This is a genomic window from Pseudomonas sp. FeS53a (genome assembly GCF_000931385.1).
In the GTDB taxonomy this organism is placed as follows: domain Bacteria; phylum Pseudomonadota; class Gammaproteobacteria; order Pseudomonadales; family Pseudomonadaceae; genus Metapseudomonas; species Metapseudomonas otitidis.
The window spans coordinates 19783-42029 of record NZ_JYFT01000036.1; the positions used below are offsets into that span (position 1 = coordinate 19783).

Sequence of the window (22247 nt, forward strand, 5' to 3'; positions counted from 1 at the left end):
TATGCCAGAGGAAACCGGGCGATTGCGAGATGACTGGATGTAAGGCACGTCCTGCCTGGGTTCCAGGCGAAATCAGGGGGTGCTGGAGGGGTTCTCCGTGACCACTCATCGGGGGCCGAAAGGCCGCTACAAGACTTGAATCGCACCCGCCGGTCACGTTCCGGACCGCAGCCGCTGAAGCGACGATGCAGCGGGGGCCCCGGCGACATATCCACAGGGGCGCCCTCGCTACAAATGGGTAGCAGCCTTACGAATTCCGCCGAACGGTACTCAGTGGCGGGTTTCCGACGGTGCGCGGCTGCCCCCACCGGCGAACAGCTGGGCCACGTCGGCGGCGTCGAAGCGGTAGCGCTGGTTGCAGAACTGGCAGTCGATCACCACGGCGCCGCCCTGTTCCTCCACCAGGGCCTCGGCGTCGGCCTGGCCGAGGCTGACCAGGGCATTGGCCGAGCGCTCCCGCGAGCAGCTGCAGTGGAAGCGCAGCGGGCGGGGGTCGAACAGGCGCACGGTCTCTTCGTGGAACAGGCGGTGCAGCACGGTTTCGTTGTCCAGGCCCAGCAGTTCCTCGGCGGTGAGGGTGTCGGCCAGGGTGGTCAGGTGCTGCCAGCTGGCGGCACGGGCTTCCGGGTCCTTCAGGCGGTCGGCGGGCAGGGCCTGCAGCAGCAGGCCACGGGCGTTGCGGCCGTCGGCGTTGAGCCAGAAGCGGGTCGGCAGCTGTTCGGAGTTGGCGAAGTAGGTGGACAGGCACTCGGCCAGGTTGGCGCCTTCGAGGGTGACGATGCCCTGGTAGCGCTGGCCCTGACGGGGGTCGACGGTGAGGGTCAGCACGCCTTCGGGCATCAGCTGCCGCAGGTCGGCGTCGGCGCCGATCTGCTCGGCGTGGTAGCGGGCGATGCCGCGGATCTCGCGCTCGCTGGAGCACTCCACCATCAGCAGCGGTACGGCCCCGCTGGAGCGCGCCTGCAGCACCAGCAGGCCGTCGAACTTCAGGGTGCCCACCAGCAGCGCGGCGGCGGCGAGCATCTCGCCCAGCAGCTGGGCCACCGGTTCCGGGTAGGGGTGCTTAGCCAGGACGTGGGTGTAGCTCTCGCCCAGGGAGACCATTTCACCGCGTACGTCGGTGTCGTCGAAGATAAAACGCTGGGAATTGTCGGAAATAGGCATGGGGGCAACCACAAGAGGGTGACAGATCGGTGACAGCGCACTATAAAGCGCGCCATTCCGCTGCCCGCGATAGATGAGGATGGGAATTTTATGGAGAAACCAATGCGCGTCCAAGCCTCCTGGCGATGGCCGGCCCTGCTCGGGCTGCACCTGCTGGCGGCCCTGGTACTGGCCAGCTGGCTGTGGCCGACCACCCGTGAACTCTGGGACCTGGCCGACGATGCCGCCTACCGGGCGCTGAACGGCTCCCTCGAAGGCCGTCCGGTATGGATGGCGCTCTGGGCCTTCGCCAGCACCCGCCTGTTCGACATCCTCGCTGGCGGCCTGATGCTGGCGCTGCTGATCCGCCAGGACTGGACCTTCCGTCGCCACGAGCTGCGCCCGGCGCTGTTCACCTTCATCGCCCTGCTGGCCATGCTGCTGGTGGTGCGCTCGCTGTTCACCAAGATCGGCGTGCACTTCGGCTGGCAGCACGCGAGCCCTTCGGTGGTGCTCGGTGGTATCCAGCTGAGCGACCAGTTCCCGCTGCTGGAAAGCGTGTTCGAGGTGAAGGACCGTTCCAGCCGCAGCTTCCCGGGGGACCACGCTTCGGTGCTGATGCTCTGGGGCCTGTTCATGGCGATCTTCGCCCGTGGCTGGAAGCGCGTGACCGTGCTGGCCATCGCCACGGTGTTGATGCTGCCGCGTCTGGTGGCGGGTGCTCACTGGCTGACGGACGATGTGGTCGGTGGCCTGGTGATCACCCTGGTGGTCATCGCCTGGGGCTTCTGCACCCCGGCCGGCAGCCACCTGGCGCACCTGCTGCAGTGGCTGGCCAGCCCGGCGCTGCGCCTGGGCGGCTACATCCCGCTGGTGAACCGCCTGGCGCTGCTGGATACCAAGCGCCTGCGCTGACCTACTCGGCGGCGCCGCGCAGGGAATGGATCTGCCGGCGCTGCTTCTTGGTGGGCCGTCCGTCGGTCTGCACCCCCAGGGCCCCGGCCTTGCGCAGGGCGGCCGCTTCTTCACGGCGGGCGATGCTGTCCGCCGTCTCTTCGTACAGCGCCTGGGCCTCGGGCGCGCCCCGGCGCACCACCGACAGAGCACGAACCACCACGGTACGTTCGTCGAAGCCGGTGCGGATCACGTACTCATCGCCGACCCGTGGCTCCTTGCCCGGCTTGCAGCGCTCGCCCCGGTGATGGACCTTGCCGCCCTCGATGGCCTCCTTGGCCAGGGCGCGGGTCTTGTAGAAGCGTGCGGCCCAGAGCCACTTGTCCAGGCGCACCTTGTCGTCGTCTTTCTCGCGCATCGTTGCTTTCCCTCCGGGGCACCCTGCGGGCGCCCGCACATCGTCGGCCGGTGGCGGATGCAGTTGTCACACGGCCCATCTAGAATGCCGGCAACTCTACCGGAATCCCCGCCGTGAAGACCTTCGATCACCTCTCCGTGGTCGGCCTGCGTGAATGGATCGCCCTGCCGGAGCTCGGCATGGTCGGTCTGCGAGCGAAGGTCGACACCGGCGCGAGCACCTCCAGCCTGCACGCCAGCGACATCGTGCCCTTCGAGCGCGATGGCGAGCGCTGGGTGCGCTTCACCGCGCACCTGGGCACCCTGGTGCAGCGGCGCCACCGCTGCGAGGCGCGGCTGGTCTCGGTGCGCACGATCAAGAGTTCCAACGGCCAGGCCCAGAGCCGCTACGTCATCAGCACCACCGTGGTGCTGGGCGATCGCGCCTGGCCCATCGAGTTCACCCTCGCCTGCCGCAAGGCCATGCGCTACCGCGTGCTCATCGGCTCCAAGGCCCTGGTGGACGGGCAACTGGTGGTCAACCCCGCCCTCAGCTACGTACAGGACAAGCCGACCCTGCCGGCGTTCGATTCTCTCCCAGGTGCCCAATGAAGATTGCCGTGCTGTCGCGCAACCCGCGTCTGTATTCGACCCGTCGTCTGGTGGAGGCCGGCCAGCAGCGCGGTCACGAGATGGTGGTCATCGACACCCTGCGGGCCTACATGAACATCGCCAGCCACAAGCCGCAGATCCACTACCGCGGCCGTGCCCTGGAGGGCTTCGACGCGGTGATCCCGCGCATCGGCGCCTCGGTCACCTTCTACGGCTGCGCGGTGTTGCGCCAGTTCGAGATGATGGGGGTCTACCCGCTCAACGAGTCCGTCGCCATCTCCCGCTCGCGGGACAAGCTGCGCTCCCTGCAACTGCTCTCGCGCAAGGGCATCGGCCTGCCGGTGACCGGCTTCGCCCACTCGCCGGACGACATCCCCGACCTGATCCGCATGGTCAACGGCGCCCCGCTGGTGATCAAGGTGCTGGAAGGCACCCAGGGCATCGGCGTGGTGCTGTGCGAGACGGAGAAGGCCGCCGAGTCGGTGATCGAGGCCTTCATGGGGTTGAAGCAGAACATCATGGTGCAGGAGTACATCCGCGAAGCCGGCGGCGCCGACATCCGCTGCTTCGTGGTGGGCGACAAGGTGATCGCCGCGATGATGCGCCAGGCCAAGCCCGGCGAGTTCCGCTCCAACCTGCACCGGGGCGGCACCGCCAGCCTGATCAAGATCACCCCCGAGGAACGCATGACCGCGATCCGCGCGGCCAAGGTCATGGGCCTGTCGGTGGCCGGGGTGGACATCCTGCGCTCCAACCACGGCCCGCTGGTGATGGAGGTGAACTCCTCGCCGGGCCTGGAGGGCATCGAGACCACCACCGGCAAGGACGTCGCCGGCATCATCATCGAGCACCTGGAAAAGCACGCCGGCCCCAACCTCACCCGTACCAAGGGCAAGGGCTGAGGCCCGTCCAGCCGTTCCTCAGGCCGAGTCGGCCAGGGCGCGCTCGCGGCGCTGCAGCCAGGCCAGGAAGGCCGGCCCGTCCAGCGGCTCGCTGATATGGAAGCCCTGGCCCAGGGCACAGCCCAGCCGGCGCAGGGACTGGTACTGGGCGTCCGCCTCGATGCCTTCGGCCACGCATTCCAGGCCCAGGTTGCGGCCGATGGCGAGGATGGTCTCCACCAGTGCCGCGTCGCTGCCCTCTTGCTCCAGCCCCTCGACGAAGCTGCGGTCGATCTTCAGCCGGTCCAGCGGCAGGCGCTTGAGGTAGATCAGCGAGGAGTAGCCGGTGCCGAAGTCGTCGATGGCGAAGCGCACCCCCAGCTGCTTCAGCTCCAGCATGGCGGCGATGCAGCGTTCCACGTCCTCCATCAGGCTGCCCTCGGTGATCTCCAGCTCCAGCGCATGGGCCGGTACGCCGTGACGTTGCAGGCAGTCGCGGACCCGCTCGACGAAGTCCGGCTGGCGCAGGTCGCGGGGGCTGATGTTGATCGCCAGCACCAGGGCGGGCCGGTGCGGCAGCCACTGGGCGAGGTTGGCGCAGGCCTGGTCCAGCACCCAGTTGCCCAGTTCGAGGATCAGCCCGGTCTCTTCCGCCAGGGGGATGAACTGCGCCGGTGATACCACGCCGCGGCTGGGCGTGCGCCAGCGCAGCAGCGCCTCGGCGCCCACCACCTGGCCGCCGGCCAGCTCCAGCTGCGGCTGGAATTCAAGGAACAGCTGGCCCCGCGCCAGGGCCTGGCGCAGGTCGCTCTGCAGTTGCAGGCGCTGGTCGATGGCGGCCTGCATGGCCGGGGCGAAGAAGTGCAGCGCATTGCGCCCGCCCTGCTTGGCCCGGTACATGGCGGTGTCGGCCTGCTTGAGCACGTCGGCGGCGCCCTGGCCGTCGAAGGGATGCAGGGCGATGCCGATGCTGGCGCTGACCGCCAGCTCGTGCTCGCCGACGCGGTAGCTGCCACGCAGGCTCTGCAGCAGCTTGGCGCCCACTTCGGCGGCGTGGTCGGCCGCCCCGTCGGCCTCCGGTGCCAGGGCCTCCAGCAGCACCACGAACTCGTCGCCGCCCAGCCGCGCCAGGGTGTCCTCGGCGCGCAGGCATCCGGCCAGGCGAGCGGTGACCTCCCGCAGCAGGGCGTCGCCCACCGGGTGGCCTAGGCTGTCGTTGACGGTCTTGAAGTGGTCCAGGTCGATGAACAGCAACGCACCGAAGCGGCCGTCGCGGACCTCGCGGGCCATGGCGTGCTGCAGACGGTCCAGCAGCAGGCGGCGGTTGGGCAGGCCGGTGAGTTCGTCGCTGTAGGCCAGGCGCTCGATCTCGCGCTGGTAGCGCTGGCGCTCGGAGATGTCGGTGATGCTCAGGCGGATCAGCTGCCGGTCGCGGCCCGGCAGGCGCACCAGACGCACCTCGCAGGGGCGCACGCGCCCGGCGAAGTCGCGCATCAGCCACTCGAACAGCGGCGTCTCGCCGGCCAGGGCGGCGCGGGCGTGGGCGCGGCCGACCTCCTGGGAGCTGCGCCCGTCGGCCTGGTAGGGCGGGCTGAAGCTGTCGGGCATGCGCCCGAGCAACTGCTCGCGGGGCAGGCCGTAGAGCCGCGCGGCGTTCTCGTTGGCATCGGTGATGCCGCGTTCCAGGTCGAACACCAGGATGGCCTCGGGGGCGTGTTCCACCAGCACGCGGTAGCGGTCCTCGGCCTCGCGCCGGGCGCTGACGTCCTCCACCAGGATCAGCAGGGCGTACAGCCGGCCCTCGGCATCGCGCACGCCACGGACGTTGACGCGGGTGTCCACCGCGCTGCCGTCCGGGCGCAGGAAGCGCTTGTCCAGTTCGTAGCCGTCGCGCAGGCCCTGGCGCAGCTCCACCAGCAGCTCGCTTTCCTGGGGGCGGTCGTCCGGGTGGGTGATGCTCATCCAGTCGTGGCCCTGCAGCTGCTCGCGGGAGCGCCCGAGGATGCTGCACAGCTTGAAGTTCACTTCCTGCCAGCCCTGTTCCGGCGAGCACAGGGCCATGCCCATCAGCGGGGCTTCGAAGAACAGGTGCAGGTGCTCGTCGCGCTCGCGCTGGCGGCGTTCGGTGCGCTTCTGCTCGGTGAGGTCCTGCACCGCACCGTAGATGCGCATCACCTGGTCGCCGTCGCTCTCGGCCAGGCCCTTGAAGCGCAGGGTGCGCGGGATGCCCTTGGCGCTGGTGATGCGCAGCTCCAGGTCGAAGGGGGTGCCGGTCTCCTGCACCCGCTGCAGGGTGGCTTCGGCCTGCTGGCGGCTGGCGGCGTCGAAGAACTCCAGCACCCGTTCGAAGCTGGGGGCGCCGTCGGCGGGGTCGAGGTCGAAGATGCGGAAGGTGCCCTCGCTCCAGAACAGCGTGCGTGCCGGCAGCTGCAGCACCCAGCCGCCGAGGTCGGCGATGGCTTCGGTCTGGCTCAGCAGGTGGGTCTGGCGCAGCAGTTCCTCGCGGCGCATGGCCAGCTCTTCGGACAGCAGCTCGCGGGTGCTGACGTCGTGCTGCAGGGCGACGAAGTGGCTGATGCCCTCGCCGTCGCGCATCGGTGCCAGGGTCACCTCGTTCCAGAACAGGCTGCCGTCCTTGCGGTAGTTGCGCAGGATCACCTGGGTCGGCTCGCCTTTCTCGATGGCGGCGCGCAGGTGCCGCAGGGCGGGCTGGTTGCGGTCGTGCCCGACGAGGAAGCGGCAGTTGCGGCCGAGGGCGTCCTCGCGGCGGTAGCCGGTGATGCGCTCGAAGGCGCTGTTGCAGTAGATCAGCGGGAAGTCGGGGTCACGGGCATCGGCGATGGTGACGCCCAGCGGAGTCGCCTCCATGGCCAGGTTGGTCATGGCCAGCTCGCGCTGCATCTCGGCGCGGCGCCGCAGGTTCAGGCGCAGGTCGCTGAGGCTGCGGCCCACCAGCAGGGCGGAGACCATCAGCAGCAACACGCTGAACTGCAGCTCGATGCGCCGCGTTTCCAGCCACTGGCTGGCGTCGCCGAGCTCGCGCAGGGCCGGCAGCGCCAGCACGCTGATGGTCGTGACCACCGCGCCCCAGAGTGCGCCGCTGAAGCCCCAGCCGAGGGCCAGGCCGAGGATCGCCAGGCCGATCACCGGCAGGGTCATGGGCAGCGGCATAACCGCCATCAGCAGCGGCAATGCCACCGCCGGCAGCAGCAGGACGGGCCAGGGCGGCAGGCGGCGGATGGCCTCCGGCAGCGGCTCGTAGACGCCGAGCGCCCAGCCGTTGCGGCGCAGCCAGGGGGTGCCGTAGACCAGCAGCGGCAGGCTCAGCACCAGGGTGGTGAGGCTGTCGCCCATCCACATCTGCAGGCTGGCCAGCAGCCAGGCCTGGCGGGTGATGACGCCGGTGGCCAGCAGGCTGGCCTGGACGCCGAGGCTGACCAGGGTCACCGGCACCAGCACGCCCAGCAGCATGAAGCGCAGCAGGCTGGCGAAGTCCGGCAGGCCGGCCTCGGCCTGGTGCCGGCGCAACAGCAGCCAGGCGACGCCGATGGAGAGGGTTTCGGGCAGGGCGTAAAACGGTGCCAGGTGCCAGTCCAGCCCCCACAGCGGGATGCTCGCCACGGCGTTGAGGTAGACGCTGGCCAGTACCCGGGGGCCCCACCAGAGGGTCAGCACCAGGCCGAGGGCGAATGGCAGGTACCAGAGCGCGACACCGCCCGAAATCTGGGTGCCCAGCGACATCCAGGTGGCCAGGTGCAGCAGGGGCAAGGGCACCCACCAGGTCCATCGGGGCGCAAGGGCGTGGGCGTCGGGCATGGGGGCCTCTTGTCGACGCAGGGCTGGGCAGGGTTCAGGGCGCCTAGAGTACGTGGATCAGGGCAAAGTGACACTATCGAAATGAGCGCCGTTGCGGCGCGTCGACAGAAGGCAGGAGGGCCCCGGGCCGGCCAGGCGACCCGGGGTTTGCAGGCGCGATGGACTCAGGCCGCGTCGCGCGGCAGCAGCAGCCCCAGGGGCAGGCAGACGCGGGCTTCCAGGCCGCCGCCGGAGCGGTTGCGCAGCTCAACGCTGCCGCCGTGCTGGGCGGCGATGCGCTTGACGATGGCCAACCCCAGGCCGGTGCCCTTGCCACCCCGGGCGCGGTCGCCGCGGATGAAGGGGTTGAAGATGTCGCCCAGCTCGGCCGGGTCGATGCCCTGGCCGCGGTCCAGCACGCTCAGCACCACGTAGGGCGCGGCGTGGTCGCCGGCCACGTAGGCCGCCACTTCCACACCGTTGTTGCCGTAGCGCAGGGCGTTCTCGATGAGGTTGGCGAGCAGGCGCTTCATCGACACCCGGCGCAGCGGCACCGGCGGCACCGGCTCCAGGCACAGGCGCACCTGTTCCTCCTGCTGGTTGTAGGGCGCCACCACCTCGCGCACCAGTTCGCCCAGGTCCATTTCCTCCACGCGTTCGTCGCGGCCATCGCGGATGAAGGCGAGGAACTGGTCGAGGATGGCGTCCATGTCCTCGATGTCGCGGACCATGTCCTCGGTCAGCTCCGAGTCGGCGCTCATCAGCTCCAGGGACAGCCGCAGGCGGGTCAGCGGCGTGCGCAGGTCATGGGAGACGCCGGCCAGCATCAGCTCGCGCTCGCGGGCGGCCTGCTCGACGTCTTCGGCCATCTGGTTGAAGGCGCGGTACACCTCGGTCATCTCGCTGGGCGTGTCGCTCACCGGCAGGCGCACGCTGCGGCCCTGGCCGAGGTGGCGGGCGGCGAACACCAGGCGCTTGAGCGGGGCGTTGAGCTGGCGCACGAAGATCCAGGCGGCGGCGGTGGACAGCAGGCCGATGCCGAGGAACCAGCCGAGCACGCTCCAGATGCGCTGGCCGCGCAGCGGGTGCGGGTAGAGCGGGATGCGCACCCAGTCCGGGCCGAGGCTGGGAGCATGGACCCAGAGCGCCGGCGGGCTCTTGGCGCGCAGGCGGACTTCGGTCTGCGGGCCCAGTTCGGTCTGCATCTGCCGTTCGAAGATCTCGCTGTAGGGCCAGTGCTGTTCCGTCTGTGGCACGTCCTCCTGGCTCACCCGGGCCAGGCCGGCGGCGCGGGCCAGCTGGTCGCGCTCGCCCTCGCTGGCGGCCCAGTAGGCGCGCAGGGTCAGCGCCGCGCCGTGGCTGTACTGGCGGTCCACCAGCACGTCCTCGTTCATCATCAGGTACACCAGGGTCAGCGCCTTGGAGAACAGCACGACGATGAGCACCAGCCAGAGGGTGCGGGAGAAGAAGCTCTGCGGGAACCAGTAGGGCGCTTTCATGGGCGGGCGGGTGCCGGGGGCGGACGTGCCGCGCGGAGGGCGCGCGGCGGGAAGGTTCACTTGTTGCCGTCCGGCACGAAGACGTAGCCGACGCCCCAGACGGTCTGGATGTAGCGCGGCTTGGACGGGTCGGGTTCGATCAGCCGGCGCAGGCGCGAGATCTGCACGTCGATGGAGCGCTCCAGGGCGTCCCACTCGCGGCCACGGGCCAGGTTCATCAGCTTGTCGCGGGTCAGCGGTTCGCGGGCGTGCTGGACCAGGGCCTTGAGCACGGCGAATTCGCCGGTGGTGAGCATGTGCACGTCATCGCCGCGCTTGAGCTCGCGGGTGGCCAGGGACAGCTCGTACTCGCCGAAGCTGACCACCTCGTCCTCGCTGGACGGCGCGCCCGGCACCTGGGGCGCCTGGCGGCGCAGCACGGCCTTGACCCGGGCCAGCAGCTCGCGCGGGTTGAAGGGCTTGGCCAGGTAGTCGTCGGCGCCCAGCTCCAGGCCCTGGATGCGGCTGGATTCGTCGCCTTTGGCGGTGAGCATGATGATCGGCACCTGGTTGTTCGAGGCGCGCAGGCGGCGGCAGGCGGAGAGGCCGTCCTCGCCGGGCAGCATCAGGTCCAGCACCAGCAGGTGGAAGAGCTCGCGGGCCAGCAGGCGGTCCATCTGCTCGACGTTTTCCACCGCGCGCACGCGGTAGCCCTGTTCCTCGAAGAAGCGTTCGAGCAGACGGCGCAGGCGCGCGTCGTCGTCGACGATCAGGATCTTTTCACCCTCGGCGTTGGGGATGCTGCTCATGGTCACTCCAGATTCTTCGGCGCGGCATTATCGCTCAGGCCACCGGTGCGGCGGCCCGTCCATTGTTAGCAGATTTTTCCCCCAACGGTTCCCTGGCCGGCGCGGGCCGGTGTTTATAATGCGCCGCTCTTTTGCCCGGCCGGGCCCTTGCCGGCCGGTTCTTCCGTTGCTTACAGGTGTGTTTTTTCTCAATGGACAGCATCAACAACCGTATCGCTGAAGAGCTGGGTGTACGCCCGCAGCAAGTCGCCGCCGCCGTTGCCCTGCTAGACGAGGGCTCCACCGTGCCCTTCATCGCCCGTTACCGGAAGGAAGTCACCGGCAGCCTGGACGACACCCAGCTGCGCACCCTGGAAGAGCGCCTGCGCTACCTGCGCGAGATGGAGGACCGCCGTGGCGCGATCCTCGCCAGCATCGAGGAGCAGGGCAAGCTGACTCCGGAACTGGCCCGCGAGATCAAGCTGGCCGACACCAAGACCCGCCTCGAAGACCTCTACCTCCCCTACAAGCAGAAGCGCCGCACCAAGGGCCAGATCGCCCTGGAAGCCGGCCTGGGCGAGCTGGCCGATGCGCTGTTCGCCGACCCGAGCCTGGCCCCGGAGGCCGAAGCCGCGCGCTTCATCGATGCCGAGAAGGGCTTCGCCGACACCAAGGCCGTGCTGGAAGGCGCCAAGTACATCCTCATGGAGCGCTTCGCCGAGGACGCCACCCTGCTGGCCAGCCTGCGCAGCTACCTCAAGGACAACGCCACCCTGTCCGCCCGCCTGGTGGCCGGCAAGGAGCAGGAAGGCGCCAAGTTCAGCGACTACTTCGAGCACGACGAAGCCCTCAAGGGCGTGCCGTCCCACCGTGCCCTGGCGATCTTCCGCGGGCGCAACGAGGGCGTGCTGAGCATCGCCCTGAAGGTGGGCGAGGAACTGCCGGGCACCCTGCACCCCTGCGAGGTGATGATCGGCGAGCGCTTCGGCGTGAAGGACCAGGGCCGCGCCGCCGACAAGTGGCTGGGCGAGGTGGTGCGCTGGACCTGGAAGGTCAAGCTCTACACCCACCTGGAGACCGACCTGCTGGGCGAGCTGCGCGAAGCCGCCGAGACCGAGGCGATCAACGTCTTCGCCCGCAACCTGCATGACCTGCTGCTGGCCGCCCCGGCCGGGCCGCGCTGCACCCTGGGCCTGGACCCGGGCCTGCGCACCGGCTGCAAGGTGGCCGTGGTGGATGCCACTGGCAAGCTGCTGGACACCGCCACCGTCTACCCCCACGTGCCCCACAACAAGTGGGACGAGACCCTGGCCACCCTCGGCAAGCTCTGCGCCAAGCACGGCGTCGAGCTGATCGCCATCGGCAACGGCACCGCCAGCCGCGAGACCGACAAGCTGGCCGGCGAGCTGGTGCGCAAGCTGCCGGGCCTGAAGCTCACCAAGATCATGGTCAGCGAGGCCGGCGCCTCGGTGTACTCCGCCTCGGAACTGGCGGCCAAGGAATTCCCCGAGCTGGACGTGTCCCTGCGTGGCGCCGTCTCCATCGCCCGCCGCCTGCAGGACCCGCTGGCCGAGCTGGTGAAGATCGACCCGAAATCCATCGGCGTCGGCCAGTACCAGCACGACGTCTCCCAGCTGCAGCTGGCGCGCAGCCTGGACGCCGTGGTCGAGGACTGCGTGAACGCCGTCGGCGTGGACGTGAACACCGCTTCCGCCGCCCTGCTGGCGCGCATCTCCGGCCTCAACAGCACCCTGGCGCAGAACATCGTCACCTACCGCGATGCCAACGGCGCGTTCAAGACCCGCGACGAACTGAAGAAGGTCAGCCGCCTCGGCGAGAAGACCTTCGAGCAGGCCGCCGGCTTCCTCCGCGTGATGAACGGCGACAACCCGCTGGACGCCTCGGGCGTGCACCCGGAGACCTACCCGCTGGTGCAGCGCATCGCCGCCGATACCGGCCGCGACATCCGCACCCTGATCGGCGACTCGGGCTTCCTCAAGCGCCTGGACCCGGCCAAGTTCACCGACGAGACCTTCGGCCTGCCCACCGTCACCGACATCCTCAAGGAACTGGACAAGCCCGGCCGCGACCCGCGTCCCGAGTTCAAGACCGCCGAGTTCCAGGACGGCGTCGAGAGCCTCAAGGACCTCAAGCCCGGCATGGTGCTGGAAGGCGTGGTGACCAACGTCACCAACTTCGGTGCCTTCGTCGACATCGGCGTCCACCAGGACGGCCTGGTGCACATCTCCGCGCTGTCGGAGAAGTTCGTCAAGGACCCGTACGAGGTGGTCAAGGCCGGCGACATCGTCAAGGTCAAGGTCATGGAGGTGGACATCCCGCGCAACCGCGTCGGCCTGTCCATGCGCATGAGCGACACCCCCGGCGAGAAGGTCGAGGGCCCGCGCGGCGGCGGTCGTCCGCAGGGCGGCCAGCGCCCTGATCGCGGTGCCCCGCGCCAGCAGCAGGCGGCCCCGGCGAACAACGCCATGGCCTCGCTGTTCGCCAACGCCAAGCAGATCAAGAAGAAGTAAGGCCATGGCACTCGATGACCCGCAGACCGCCAGCGCCTTCAGCCGGCTGCTCGGCATCGAAGCGGTGAGCCTCGGCGACGGTGTCGCCGAGGCCCGCCTGCCCATGGGCGAGCACCTGCGCAACCGGGGCCAGGTGATGCACGGCGGGGCGATCTTCACCCTGCTGGACATCGCCATGGGCCTGGCCTGCACCAGCGTCCACGGCTTCGACCGACGCAGCGCCACCATCGAATGCAAGATCAACTACATCCGCCCCGTGGCCGACGGCGAGATCACCTGCCGGGCCCGCGTGCTGCACGCCGGCTCGCGCACCCTGGTGGTCGAGGCCGACGTGCTCCAGGGCGACAAGCTGGTCGCCAAGGGACAAGGCACCTTCGCCCAGCTGTAAGCGCCAGGACGGCGACGCTCTATTCTGGACGAAGCGACAACGCAGTCATGTCCGCCCCTTGTAGACCGATCAGTCCACCCTCATATTGGGGCGACTGTCCACTGGGACCCACAGGATTCCAAATTGAGCGACCTTCTCTCCCGCCGCCTGGCGCTGCTTGGCGAGCGAGCCAACCTGTCCCTGCTGACCCAGTGCCTGCACGGCATCGAGCGTGAATGCCTGCGCGTCGACCCGCGTGGCCAGCTGGCCCTGACCGACCACCCGGTGGCCCTGGGTTCGGCCCTGACCCACGGGCAGATCACCACCGACTACTCCGAGTCGCTGCTCGAATTCATCACCCCCACCGAGCACGACCCCGCCGCCACCCTCGACGACCTCGACCGCATCCACCGCTTCACCTACCAGAAGCTGGACGGCGAATACCTGTGGAGCGCCTCCATGCCCGGCCGCCTGCCGAGCGAGGAGGCCATCCCCATCGCCCACTACGGCACCTCGCCCATCGGCCGGCTGAAGTACGTCTACCGGCGTGGCCTGGCCGTGCGCTATGGCAAGACCATGCAGTGCATCGCCGGCATCCACTACAACTTCTCCCTGCCCGAGGCGTTGTGGCCGCTGCTCAAGGCGGCCGAGGGCGATACCCAGAGCGAGCGCGACTACCAGTCGGCGCGCTACATCGCCATGATCCGCAACTTCCGCCGCTACAGCTGGCTGCTGATGTACCTGTTCGGCGCCGCCCCGGCGCTGGACGAGAACTTCCTGCGCGGCCGTCCCCACGACCTCGACCGCCTCGATGCCGACACCCTCTACCTGCCCTGGGCCACCAGCCTGCGCATGAGCGACCTGGGCTACCAGAACAACGCCCAGGCCGGCCTGACGCCCTGCTACAACAGCCTCGACAGCTACCTGTCGAGCCTGCGCCAGGCCGTTTCCACGCCGTACCCGCCCTATGCCGAGATCGGCACCAAGCAGAACGGCGAGTGGGTGCAGCTGAACACCAACGTCATCCAGATCGAGAACGAGTACTACTCCTCGATCCGCCCCAAGCGCGTCACCTACACCGGCGAACGCCCGATCCAGGCCCTGATGGCCCGTGGCGTGCAGTACGTCGAAGTGCGCTGCCTGGACATCAACCCCTTCCTGCCGCTGGGCATCGACCTCACCGAGTCGCGCTTCCTCGACGCCTTCCTGCTCTACTGCGCCCTGGCCGACAGCCCGCCGATGGCCGGCGACGAGTGCCGCGCCTGCACCGACAACTTCCAGCGGGTGGTCAAGGAAGGCCGCCGTCCGGGCCTGCGCCTGCAGCGCCCTGACGGCGAGATCGGCCTGGTGGAGTGGGCCGGCGAACTGCTGGACCGCATCGCCCAGACCGCCGCGCTGCTGGACCGCGCCCAGGGCGGCGAAGCCCACGCCCAGGCCCTGGCCGAACAGCGTCGCAAGGTCGAGGACCCGTCCCTGACGCCGTCGGCCCAGGTGCTGGCGGAGCTGCGCGAACGGGGTGAGAGCTTCAGCCAGTTCGCCCTGCGCCAGAGCGAGGCCCATGCCCGCGCGTTCCGCGAGCGCCCGCTGGACGCTGCCGACGTGGAGCGCTTCGAAGCCATGGCCCGCTCGTCGCTGGAGGAGCAGGCACGCCTGGAAGCCGAGCCCGAGGGGGACTTCGACACCTTCGTCGCCGCCTACCAGGCCAGCATCCTCGGGCTGCTGAGCAACTGAGGCAAACGGAGCGAGCGCCGCGTCACAAAACCGACAAGCTGGGGCTCCAGGTGGGACAAGTGGCCATCCATGCCGGAAAGCCGACGGCTAGCATGGTGCCTGAACCCTTCTGCGAGCCTGCGTCATGGCGCCGCCCGATCACGATCAAGAGCCCGCTCCGCCGCTGTGGAGCCTGGAAGACCTGAACAAGGCCTACCAGCAGGGCTACATGGCCGGTCTCACCGGCCAGCCCATCGACCCGCAACCCTACGCGGCGGACGTCCTCGCAGCGGCCTGGGAGGCCGGCTGGGACGACGGCCATGACCAGTACGAACTGCAGCGCCCGCCGCGCATCGCCTGAGTCACTCCTCGAACGCCGCGTCCAGCGGCACCCGGTAGCCGATGGCCAGCCGGTTGGTCTCGTTGGCCATCGCCACCACCGCCTGCAGCTCGCCGAACATCGCCTCGCTCATGCCCGCCTTGCGCGCCGCCGCCGTGTGCGAGCCCACGCAGTAGCCGCAGTTGTTGGTCACGCTCACCGCGATGTAGATCAGTTCCTTGGTCAGCGGGTCCAGCTCGCCGTCCGCCACCATCACCTCCTTCAGGCTTTCCCAGGTACGGCGCAGGGTCTGCGGGTGACGGGCGAGGGCCTTCCAGAAGTTGTTCACCTGGTCCACCTGGCGGGTGGCCATGATGTCGTCGTAGACCGCACGGACTTCAGGCGAGGCATTTGCATATTCGATCAAGTGCTTAGACGACATGGTGTTTCTCCTTTTAGGTTATTAGGCAGCGCAGTATAGGCAGCCGCCCGTACCGTCATACCACCCAGGAGCATGGTCATGTCGAAACACCGTCTGGGCCGTCTGGCCCTCACCCTTCCCCTGTTGCTGCCGTTGCTGGCCCAGGCCGCCCAACCCGGGCTCTGGGACACCTACGCCACGCTGAAGAGCAAGACCTGGGTCGACCTGACCCACCCCTACGACGAACAGGTCCCGCACTGGAAGGGCTTCGACAACGCCCAGCGCAAGACCCTCTACACCGTCGACAAGGACGGCTTCCAGGTGGACCTCTACACCCACGTCGGCCAATGGGGCACCCACGTCGACCCGCCCGTGCACTTCCACAAGGGCCTGCGCAGCATCGACCAGATCGACGTGAAGGAGCAGTTGCTGCCCCTGGTGGTGCTGGACATCCACCAGCAGGCGGCGAAGAACCCCGACTACGTGCTGACCCTGGCCGACGTGAAGGCCTGGGAGGCCAAGCACGGCCCGGTGCCCGAAGGCGCCTTCGTCGCCCTGCGCAGCGACTGGTCCAAGCGCTGGCCGAGCCAGGAGAAGATCCAGAACGCCGACGCCCAGGGCGTGGCCCACTACCCCGGCTGGAGCAAGGAGGCCCTGGTGTACCTCTACGAGACCCGCAAGATCACCGCCTCCGGCCACGAGACCACCGACACCGACCCGGGCATCGCCACCAGCAAGGACGACTACTCCCTGGAGTCCTACATCCTCGGCAAGGACCACTACCAGATCGAGCTGCTCGCCAACCTCGACCAGGTGCCCGAGGCCGGCGCCCTGGCCGTGGTCAGCTTCCCGAAGATAGCCCGTGGCACCGGCTTCCCCGCCCGCGTCTTCGCCATCCTGCCCTGACCTGCATCCCACCCGGCCCGGCCGCTCAGGCCTGGCCGACCCCCATCAACTGCTCCACCAGCCAGCCCAGCGCCGCGTCGGAGTCGCGCTGGGCCAGGCTCACCAGGTCCAGGTGGAACGGCCCCAGGGCGAAGGGCAGGGGGTGCACGGCGAGCGGCAGCAACCGCGCGAAGTGCGCCGCCAGCCGCGCCGGCAGCACCACCGTGAGGTCGGTGCCGGCCACGATGTGGGCCGCCTGCAGGTAGTTCGGCGTGGTGTAGACGATGTCCCGCGCCAGGCCCTGTTCCCCCAGCCACTGGTCCACCATGCCTTTGGTCTGGCCCCCATGCACCCACAGGTGGCGTAGCCTCAGGAAGGTCGCCAGGTCCGGCGCCTGTTGCAGCTGCGGGTGATCGCGGCGGGCCACGAGGCGCAGGCTCTCGCTCATCCAGCGCCGTGCCCGGAAGCGCGCCGGGATGCGCTCGAAGCGCCCCAGCACCAGGTCCAGCTCGCCCTGGTCCAGCGCCTCGGCCGGCAGGCTCGGGGTCAGGTGGCGGATGGCGATGCGTAGCCCCGGCGCCTCCAGGGCCAGCTGCTGCAGCAGCCGGGGCATGGCGATCAGCTCCACGTAGTCGGTTACCGCGATGGTGAAGCGCTGCTGGCTGCGTGCCGGGTCGAAGCCCTCGCCGGTCACCAGGCTCTGCTCGATCTGGCGCAGCGCCGCGCGGATCGGCATCTCCAGCGCCAGGGCCCGTGCCGTGGGCTGCATGCCCCGGCCCACGCGGGTCAGCAGCGGGTCGCCGAGCAGCTCCCGCAGGCGGTTCAGGGCGTTGCTCACCGCCGGCTGGCTCAGCGCCAGGCGCTCCGCCGCGCGGGACACGCTGCGTTCGCGCAGCAGGGCATCGAGCACCCGCAGCAGGTTCAGGTCGAAGTTGGAAATATTCACGACGGGAATGCGGCCTATCACAAGACTAAATTTCAAAAATAGTACCGGCTTCCTTACTGTGTTCCACGGCTTTCACGCTCCCCACCCCCAGAACAACAAGAGGACGAGGCAATGACCCGCACCCCCTACGACATCCAGCACGCCGCCGTGATCGGCGCCGGCACCATGGGCCGCGGCATCGTCATGAGCCTGGCCAGCGCCGGCATTCCCGTGTGCTGGCTGGACAGCAACCCGCAGATGCTCGAACAGGGATTGGGCGTGGTGGCCGACACCTACGCCCACAACGTGCGCCAGGGCCGCATCGACGAAGCCGAGGCCGCCGCCCGCCGCGCGCGCATCCAGCCGGTGCAGGGCTATGCCGACCTGGCCGAGGTGGACCTGGTGATCGAAGCGGTCTACGAGAACCTCGACCTCAAGCAGCAGATCTTCCGCGAGCTGGATGCCCGGCTGAAACCCTCGGCCATCCTCGCCAGCAACACCTCGGCGCTGGACATCGATGCCATCGCCGCCGTCACCGCCCGTCCCGAGCAGGTCCTCGGCCTGCACTTCTTCAGCCCGGCGCACATCATGAAGCTGCTGGAGATCGTGCGCGGCGCCAGGACCGCCCAGCCGGTGCTGGACGCTGCCCTGGACCTGGGCAAGCGCATGGGCAAGGTCAGCGTCGTCGCCGGCAACTGCGACGGCTTCATCGGCAACCGCATGCTCCACACCTACGTCCGCGAGGCGCGGATGATGCTGCTGGAAGGTGCCTTCCCCCACCAGGTGGACGCCGCCCTGCAGGCCTTCGGCTTCGCCATGGGCCCGTTCCGCATGTACGACGTGGTCGGCATCGACCTCGAATGGCGCGCCCGCGAGCTGTCCGGCAAGGGCCAGGACGACCCGGCGGTGCAGGTGGACAACCGCCTCTGCGCCCTTGGCCGCTTCGGCCAGAAGTCGCGCATGGGCTACTACCGCTACGCCGAAGGCAGCCGCCAGGCCGAGCATGACCCGGAAGTGGACGCCCTGGTGCTGGCCGTCTCCGAGCAGCTCGGCTTCCAGCGCCGGGCCATCGGGCAGGAGGAAATCCTCGAGCGCTGCCTGCTGGCCCTGGTCAACGAAGGCGCGAAGATCCTCGAAGAGGGCATCGCCGCCTCCAGCGCCGACATCGACACCGTCTACCTCAACGGCTACGGCTTCCCTGCCGACAAGGGCGGCCCCATGAGCTGGGCCGACGGCCAGGGCCTGGAGGCCCTGCGCGAGCGCCTGGAATACCTCGCCGGCCGCCACGGCCTGCACTGGCAACCCGCCGCCCTGATCCAGCGCCTGGCCGCCGAAGGCCGGGGCTTCGCCGACTACCGCCTGGAGGCCTGAAATGAGCTACACCGCCCCCCTGCGCGACATGCGCTTCGTGCTCCATGAACTGTTCGACGCCGCCGGCCACTGCGAACGGCTGGGCAATGGCCTGGACCGCGAGCTGATCGACGGCGTGCTGGAAGAAGGCGCGCGCTACACCGGCGAAGTCATCGCCCCGCTCAACCGCGCCAGCGACGAAGAGGGCGTGACCCTCGAAGGCGGCGTCGTCACCACCCCCACGGGCTTCCGCGAGGCCTACCAGCAGTACTGCGACAACGGCTGGGCCAGCATGACCGGCCCGGTGGAGCACGGCGGCCAGGGCTTCCCGCAGCTGGTGGCCGCCAGCTTCCACGAGATGCTGATGGCCGCCAGCCTGTCCTTCCGCGTCTATTCCGGCCTTACCGAAGGCGCGGTGCTGGCGCTGCACACACACGGCAGCGAGGCCCTCAAGCGCGACTACCTGGGCAAGATGGTCAGCGGCGTGTGGACCGGCACCATGTGCCTCACCGAGCCCCAGGCCGGCACCGACCTGGCCCTGCTGCGCACCCGCGCCGAGCCCCGGGCCGACGGCAGCTACGCGGTCAGCGGCAGCAAGATCTTCATCAGCGGTGGCGAGCAGGACTTCTCCGAGAACATCGTCCACCTGGTGCTGGCGCGCCTGCCCGATGCCCCCGCCGGGGTGAAGGGCATCTCGCTGCTGCTGGTGCCCAAGTTCATCGCCAACCCCGACGGTACCCCGGGGGCGCGCAACGCCCTGTCCTGCGGGGCCATCGAGCACAAGATGGGCATCAAGGGCGCCGCCACCTGCGTGATGAACTTCGACGGCGCCACCGGCTGGCTGGTGGGCGAGGCCAACCAGGGCCTGGCCTGCATGTTCACCATGATGAACGACGCCCGTTTCCAGGTCGGCCTGCAGGGCCTGGGCATCGCCGAACGCGCCTTCCAGGGCGCGCTGGCCTATGCCCGCGAGCGCCTGCAATCCCGCGCGCTGACCGGCCCGGCCGAGCCGGGCAAGGCGGCCGACCCGATCATCGTGCACCCCGATGTGCGGCGCATGTTGCTGACCCAGAAGACCCTCACCGAAGGCAGCCGCATGCTGGCCGCCTACTGCGCACGCCAGCTGGACCTGGAACACGCCGCCCCGGACGCCGACGTGCGCCGCGCCGCCAGCCGTCGTGCTGCGCTGCTGATCCCCATCGTCAAGGCCTTCCTCACCGACATGGGCCAGGAGGTCGCCAGCCTCGGCGTGCAGGTCTACGGCGGCCACGGCTACATCCGCGAGTGGGGCATGGAGCAGCTGATGCGTGACAGCCGCATCACCCAGATCTACGAAGGCACCAACGGCATCCAGGCCCTCGACCTGATCCGCCGCAAGCTGATGGGCGACGGCGGCGCCGAACTGTTCGCACTGGTGGACGAACTCACCGCCCAGGCCGACGCCCTGCTGGGCGATACCGAGCTGGCCGAAGCGGCGGGCGCCGTGCTGGCGCGCCTGCACGAATGGCGCGACCTCACCGCCACGGTGCTCGACCGCGCCCGGCACGACCCCCAGGAGATCGGCGCCTGCTCGGTGGACTACCTTCAGTACGCCGCCTACGTGCTGCTCGCCGCGCTCTGGCTGCAGGCCGCCGGCCGTGCCCGCCAGGCCCTGGCCAGCGGCACCGGCGAAGCCGACTTCTACCAGGCCAAGCTGCACAGCGCGCGCTTCTACCTGCGCCGCGTGCTGCCACGGGCCAGCGGCCACCGCGAGGCGCTGCTCGGCGGCGCCGACTGCCTGATGGCGTTGCCGGAGGCGCACTTCGCCTTCTGAGCCCGGGCCACACAACAACAAGAGGACGCCCCATGCAGCCCTTCAGCTTTGCCACCACTGCGCAGATCCTCTGCGAATCCGGCTCCGCCACCCGCCTCGCCGAACTGTGCCGCGAACGCGAGGCCCGGCGCGTACTGGTCATCACCGACCCGGGCATCACCCGCCTGGGCATGCTCGACCCGATCCTCCCGGGCTTCGCCGCCGCCGGCCTGGCGGTGGAGGTGTTCGACCAGGTGCAGGCGGACCCGCCGGAGGCGGTGGTGCTGCAGGCGGTGGACCAGGCGAAGGCCCTGCGCGCCGAACTGGTGATCGGCTTCGGTGGTGGCAGCTCCATGGACGTGGCCAAGCTGGTGGCGCTGCTGGCCCACCCGGCGTGCGGGCAGGGGCTCCAGGACCTCTACGGCGTCGGCAACGCCCGGGGCCGGCGCCTGCCGCTGATCCAGGTGCCGACCACCGCCGGCACCGGCTCGGAAGTCACCCCCATCGCCATCGTCACTACCGGCGAGACCACCAAGCTGGGCGTGGTGTCGCCGCTGCTGCTGCCCGACCTGGCGCTGCTGGACGCCGACCTCACCCTCGGCCTGCCCGCTGCCGTCACCGCCGCCACCGGCATCGACGCCATGGTCCACGCCATCGAGGCCTACACCAGCCGGCACAAGAAGAACCCGCTGTCCGACCTGCTCGCCCGCGAGGCCCTGCGCCTGCTCTGCGCCCACCTCGACGAGGCGGTGCACAACGGCCGCAACCGCGAGGCGCGCCAGGCCATGCTGTTGGGCGCCTGCCTGGCCGGGCAGGCCTTCGCCAATGCCCCGGTGGCGGCGGTGCACGCCCTGGCCTATCCCCTGGGCGGGCACTACCACATCCCCCACGGGCTCTCGAATGCGCTGGTGCTGCCCCACGTGCTGGGCTTCAACGCCGAGGTGGCCGCGCCGCTCTATGCCGAACTGGCGCCGCTGGTGCTGGGCCGCAAGCTGCAACCGGGCAGCGCGCTGCACCTCACCGAGCAACTCATCGTCGAACTGGCCGATTGCAGCGAGCGCAGCGGCCTGCCCACGCGCCTGCGCGATGCCGGCGTGGCCGAGGCGATGCTGCCGCAGCTGGCGAAGGACGCCATGTTGCAACAGCGCCTGCTGGTGAATAATCCGCGCGATGTCAGCGAGCGCGATGCGCTGGCGATCTACCAAGCCGCCTATTGAGACGAAGCGTCATGAACCAACCCCAGCACCTGCGCAGCGACTACCGCCACTTCCAGCCGATCACCACCCGCTGGCACGACAACGACGTGTATGGCCACGTGAACAACGTCGTCTACTACGGCTTCTTCGACACGGCGGTGAACACCTACCTGATCGAAGCGGGCGGGCTGGACATCCACGACGGCGACGTCGTCGGCTTCGTGGTCAGCTCCGCCTGCGACTACTTCGCCTCCATCGCCTTCCCCGAGCGCATCGAGGTGGGCCTGCGGGTCGGCAAGCTGGGCAACAGCTCGGTGCAGTACGAACTGGCCATCTTCAAGGCCGGTGAAGACGACGCCTGCGCCGCCGGCCGCTTCGTCCACGTCTTCGTTGATCGCGCCAGCAACCGCCCGGTGCCGATCCCCGAGCGCCTGCGCGCGGCCCTGGCGGAGCTGGTGGTGGCGGGCTGATCGTGGTGCCGGCAGGCCCCTTTCCGGGCTGACGCCCGGGCTACGGCTCTTGCCTTTGCCGGCGGGTTTTTCACCAGATCGACCCTAAACAGCCGGAATGGCGACATCCTGCGGGGTGCGCCGACCGGTCGCTCTACCCTAAAGCGCCGCAAGCACGCAGAATGCGCAGCCAAATCCGCTGCGCTTCCAGACTGCAGGGCGACAAGACCCTGCGGCCCGTGGGATTTTTTCCCGTGAAGGCCGGGGGAGCGCAGGGGGGTCCATTGGTACGGTCGCTGCGGCGGCCCCTGTCTG

Annotated in this window: 19 protein-coding genes; 12 read left to right on the plus strand and 7 right to left on the minus strand. The window is 69.3% G+C overall.

Annotation, left to right across the window (positions count from 1 at the left end; translation table 11 throughout):
• Nucleotides 1-270: 270 nt before the first annotated feature.
• Nucleotides 271-1164 carry an Hsp33 family molecular chaperone HslO gene (gene hslO / locus SZ55_RS10390; protein WP_044405288.1) on the minus strand — a complete coding sequence of 298 codons (894 nt, stop codon included), beginning with the start codon at nt 1162-1164 and terminating at the stop codon, nt 271-273.
• A 102-nt stretch (nt 1165-1266) separates the two neighbouring features.
• Here hslO and SZ55_RS10395 point away from each other — a divergent pair, with 102 nt between their 5' ends.
• Complete coding sequence (locus SZ55_RS10395) at nt 1267-2058, plus strand: phosphatase PAP2 family protein (protein WP_082078204.1); 792 nt, start codon at nt 1267-1269, stop codon at nt 2056-2058.
• Nucleotide 2059: 1 nt separating this feature from the next.
• Here the strand turns inward: SZ55_RS10395 and SZ55_RS10400 are convergent, their stop codons facing one another.
• The gene (locus SZ55_RS10400; protein ID WP_044405297.1) at nt 2060-2455 is read right to left on the minus strand and encodes an RNA-binding S4 domain-containing protein; all 396 of its coding nucleotides are present in this window, start codon (nt 2453-2455) and stop codon (nt 2060-2062) included.
• A gap of 113 nt (nt 2456-2568) precedes the next feature.
• Between SZ55_RS10400 and rimB the strand changes: the two genes are divergently transcribed.
• Both rimB and rimK read left to right on the plus strand, forming a co-directional pair.
• Nucleotides 2569-3045 carry a retropepsin-like aspartic endopeptidase RimB gene (rimB, locus tag SZ55_RS10405; RefSeq protein ID WP_044405299.1) on the plus strand — a complete coding sequence of 159 codons (477 nt, stop codon included), beginning with the start codon at nt 2569-2571 and terminating at the stop codon, nt 3043-3045.
• Nucleotides 3042-3947: a 30S ribosomal protein S6--L-glutamate ligase gene (gene rimK / locus SZ55_RS10410; RefSeq protein WP_044405301.1), complete on the plus strand. Its 906-nt coding sequence runs from the start codon at nt 3042-3044 to the stop codon at nt 3945-3947. The genes rimB and rimK overlap by 4 nt, the downstream gene beginning before the upstream one ends.
• Before the next feature lie 18 nt (nt 3948-3965).
• On the opposite strand, the gene SZ55_RS10415 is transcribed toward rimK, so the two are convergent.
• From SZ55_RS10415 to ompR, 3 genes are all read right to left on the minus strand, one after another.
• Nucleotides 3966-7742 carry a bifunctional diguanylate cyclase/phosphodiesterase gene (locus tag SZ55_RS10415; protein WP_044405303.1) on the minus strand — a complete coding sequence of 1259 codons (3777 nt, stop codon included), beginning with the start codon at nt 7740-7742 and terminating at the stop codon, nt 3966-3968.
• A 164-nt stretch (nt 7743-7906) separates the two neighbouring features.
• A complete protein-coding gene (locus SZ55_RS10420) occupies nt 7907-9220 on the minus strand; it encodes an ATP-binding protein (protein ID WP_044405305.1) in 1314 nt (437 codons plus the stop codon).
• Nucleotides 9221-9276: 56 nt separating this feature from the next.
• Nucleotides 9277-10008, minus strand: a complete 732-nt coding sequence (gene ompR / locus SZ55_RS10425) for an osmolarity response regulator transcription factor OmpR (RefSeq protein ID WP_044405307.1) — start codon at nt 10006-10008, stop codon at nt 9277-9279.
• 191 nt (nt 10009-10199) lie between these two features.
• Here ompR and SZ55_RS10430 point away from each other — a divergent pair, with 191 nt between their 5' ends.
• The 4 genes from SZ55_RS10430 to rmf all read left to right on the plus strand — a co-directional run bounded on the left by SZ55_RS10430 (nt 10200) and on the right by rmf (nt 14956).
• The gene (locus tag SZ55_RS10430) at nt 10200-12518 is read left to right on the plus strand and encodes a Tex family protein (RefSeq protein ID WP_044405309.1); all 2319 of its coding nucleotides are present in this window, start codon (nt 10200-10202) and stop codon (nt 12516-12518) included.
• A gap of 4 nt (nt 12519-12522) precedes the next feature.
• Nucleotides 12523-12906, plus strand: coding sequence for a PaaI family thioesterase (locus tag SZ55_RS10435; RefSeq protein ID WP_044405311.1), 384 nt, complete (start codon nt 12523-12525; stop codon nt 12904-12906).
• A 123-nt stretch (nt 12907-13029) separates the two neighbouring features.
• Nucleotides 13030-14616 (plus strand): glutamate--cysteine ligase, encoded by a 1587-nt coding sequence (gene gshA / locus SZ55_RS10440; protein WP_044405312.1) that lies wholly within the window; start codon nt 13030-13032, stop codon nt 14614-14616.
• 124 nt (nt 14617-14740) lie between these two features.
• Nucleotides 14741-14956 (plus strand): ribosome modulation factor, encoded by a 216-nt coding sequence (rmf, locus tag SZ55_RS10445; RefSeq protein ID WP_044405314.1) that lies wholly within the window; start codon nt 14741-14743, stop codon nt 14954-14956.
• A 1-nt stretch (nt 14957) separates the two neighbouring features.
• On the opposite strand, the gene SZ55_RS10450 is transcribed toward rmf, so the two are convergent.
• Nucleotides 14958-15356, minus strand: coding sequence for a carboxymuconolactone decarboxylase family protein (locus tag SZ55_RS10450; RefSeq protein ID WP_044405316.1), 399 nt, complete (start codon nt 15354-15356; stop codon nt 14958-14960).
• A 78-nt stretch (nt 15357-15434) separates the two neighbouring features.
• Between SZ55_RS10450 and SZ55_RS10455 the strand changes: the two genes are divergently transcribed.
• Nucleotides 15435-16241 (plus strand): cyclase family protein, encoded by an 807-nt coding sequence (locus SZ55_RS10455; RefSeq protein WP_052807577.1) that lies wholly within the window; start codon nt 15435-15437, stop codon nt 16239-16241.
• A 25-nt stretch (nt 16242-16266) separates the two neighbouring features.
• Here SZ55_RS10455 and SZ55_RS10460 read toward each other — a convergent pair whose 3' ends face one another.
• Nucleotides 16267-17166 carry a LysR family transcriptional regulator gene (locus SZ55_RS10460; protein WP_044405501.1) on the minus strand — a complete coding sequence of 300 codons (900 nt, stop codon included), beginning with the start codon at nt 17164-17166 and terminating at the stop codon, nt 16267-16269.
• Nucleotides 17167-17277: 111 nt separating this feature from the next.
• Here SZ55_RS10460 and SZ55_RS10465 point away from each other — a divergent pair, with 111 nt between their 5' ends.
• Genes SZ55_RS10465 through SZ55_RS10480 form a run of 4 tightly spaced genes read left to right on the plus strand, consistent with a single transcriptional unit; the run spans nt 17278 to nt 21953 of the window.
• Complete coding sequence (locus SZ55_RS10465; RefSeq protein WP_044405318.1) at nt 17278-18516, plus strand: 3-hydroxyacyl-CoA dehydrogenase; 1239 nt, start codon at nt 17278-17280, stop codon at nt 18514-18516.
• Nucleotide 18517: 1 nt separating this feature from the next.
• Nucleotides 18518-20308, plus strand: a complete 1791-nt coding sequence (locus SZ55_RS10470) for an acyl-CoA dehydrogenase C-terminal domain-containing protein (protein ID WP_044405320.1) — start codon at nt 18518-18520, stop codon at nt 20306-20308.
• A gap of 32 nt (nt 20309-20340) precedes the next feature.
• Nucleotides 20341-21504 (plus strand): iron-containing alcohol dehydrogenase, encoded by a 1164-nt coding sequence (locus SZ55_RS10475; protein WP_044405322.1) that lies wholly within the window; start codon nt 20341-20343, stop codon nt 21502-21504.
• An 11-nt stretch (nt 21505-21515) separates the two neighbouring features.
• Nucleotides 21516-21953 carry an acyl-CoA thioesterase gene (locus SZ55_RS10480; protein ID WP_044405323.1) on the plus strand — a complete coding sequence of 146 codons (438 nt, stop codon included), beginning with the start codon at nt 21516-21518 and terminating at the stop codon, nt 21951-21953.
• Nucleotides 21954-22247 lie beyond the last annotated feature (294 nt).

Coding starts and splice junctions, on each gene's coding strand:
- SZ55_RS10395 (WP_082078204.1), top strand. CDS start 1,267: ATGCGCGTCCAAGCCTCCTGGCGATGGCCGGCCCTGCTCGGGCTGCAC.
- hslO (WP_044405288.1), bottom strand. CDS start 1,164: ATGCCTATTTCCGACAATTCCCAGCGTTTTATCTTCGACGACACCGAC.
- SZ55_RS10435 (WP_044405311.1), top strand. CDS start 12,523: ATGGCACTCGATGACCCGCAGACCGCCAGCGCCTTCAGCCGGCTGCTC.
- SZ55_RS10455 (WP_052807577.1), top strand. CDS start 15,435: ATGTCGAAACACCGTCTGGGCCGTCTGGCCCTCACCCTTCCCCTGTTG.
- SZ55_RS10480 (WP_044405323.1), top strand. CDS start 21,516: ATGAACCAACCCCAGCACCTGCGCAGCGACTACCGCCACTTCCAGCCG.
- SZ55_RS10450 (WP_044405316.1), bottom strand. CDS start 15,356: ATGTCGTCTAAGCACTTGATCGAATATGCAAATGCCTCGCCTGAAGTC.
- rmf (WP_044405314.1), top strand. CDS start 14,741: ATGGCGCCGCCCGATCACGATCAAGAGCCCGCTCCGCCGCTGTGGAGC.
- rimK (WP_044405301.1), top strand. CDS start 3,042: ATGAAGATTGCCGTGCTGTCGCGCAACCCGCGTCTGTATTCGACCCGT.
- SZ55_RS10470 (WP_044405320.1), top strand. CDS start 18,518: ATGAGCTACACCGCCCCCCTGCGCGACATGCGCTTCGTGCTCCATGAA.
- SZ55_RS10420 (WP_044405305.1), bottom strand. CDS start 9,220: ATGAAAGCGCCCTACTGGTTCCCGCAGAGCTTCTTCTCCCGCACCCTC.
- SZ55_RS10430 (WP_044405309.1), top strand. CDS start 10,200: ATGGACAGCATCAACAACCGTATCGCTGAAGAGCTGGGTGTACGCCCG.
- ompR (WP_044405307.1), bottom strand. CDS start 10,008: ATGAGCAGCATCCCCAACGCCGAGGGTGAAAAGATCCTGATCGTCGAC.
- SZ55_RS10400 (WP_044405297.1), bottom strand. CDS start 2,455: ATGCGCGAGAAAGACGACGACAAGGTGCGCCTGGACAAGTGGCTCTGG.
- SZ55_RS10475 (WP_044405322.1), top strand. CDS start 20,341: ATGCAGCCCTTCAGCTTTGCCACCACTGCGCAGATCCTCTGCGAATCC.
- SZ55_RS10415 (WP_044405303.1), bottom strand. CDS start 7,742: ATGCCCGACGCCCACGCCCTTGCGCCCCGATGGACCTGGTGGGTGCCC.
- SZ55_RS10465 (WP_044405318.1), top strand. CDS start 17,278: ATGACCCGCACCCCCTACGACATCCAGCACGCCGCCGTGATCGGCGCC.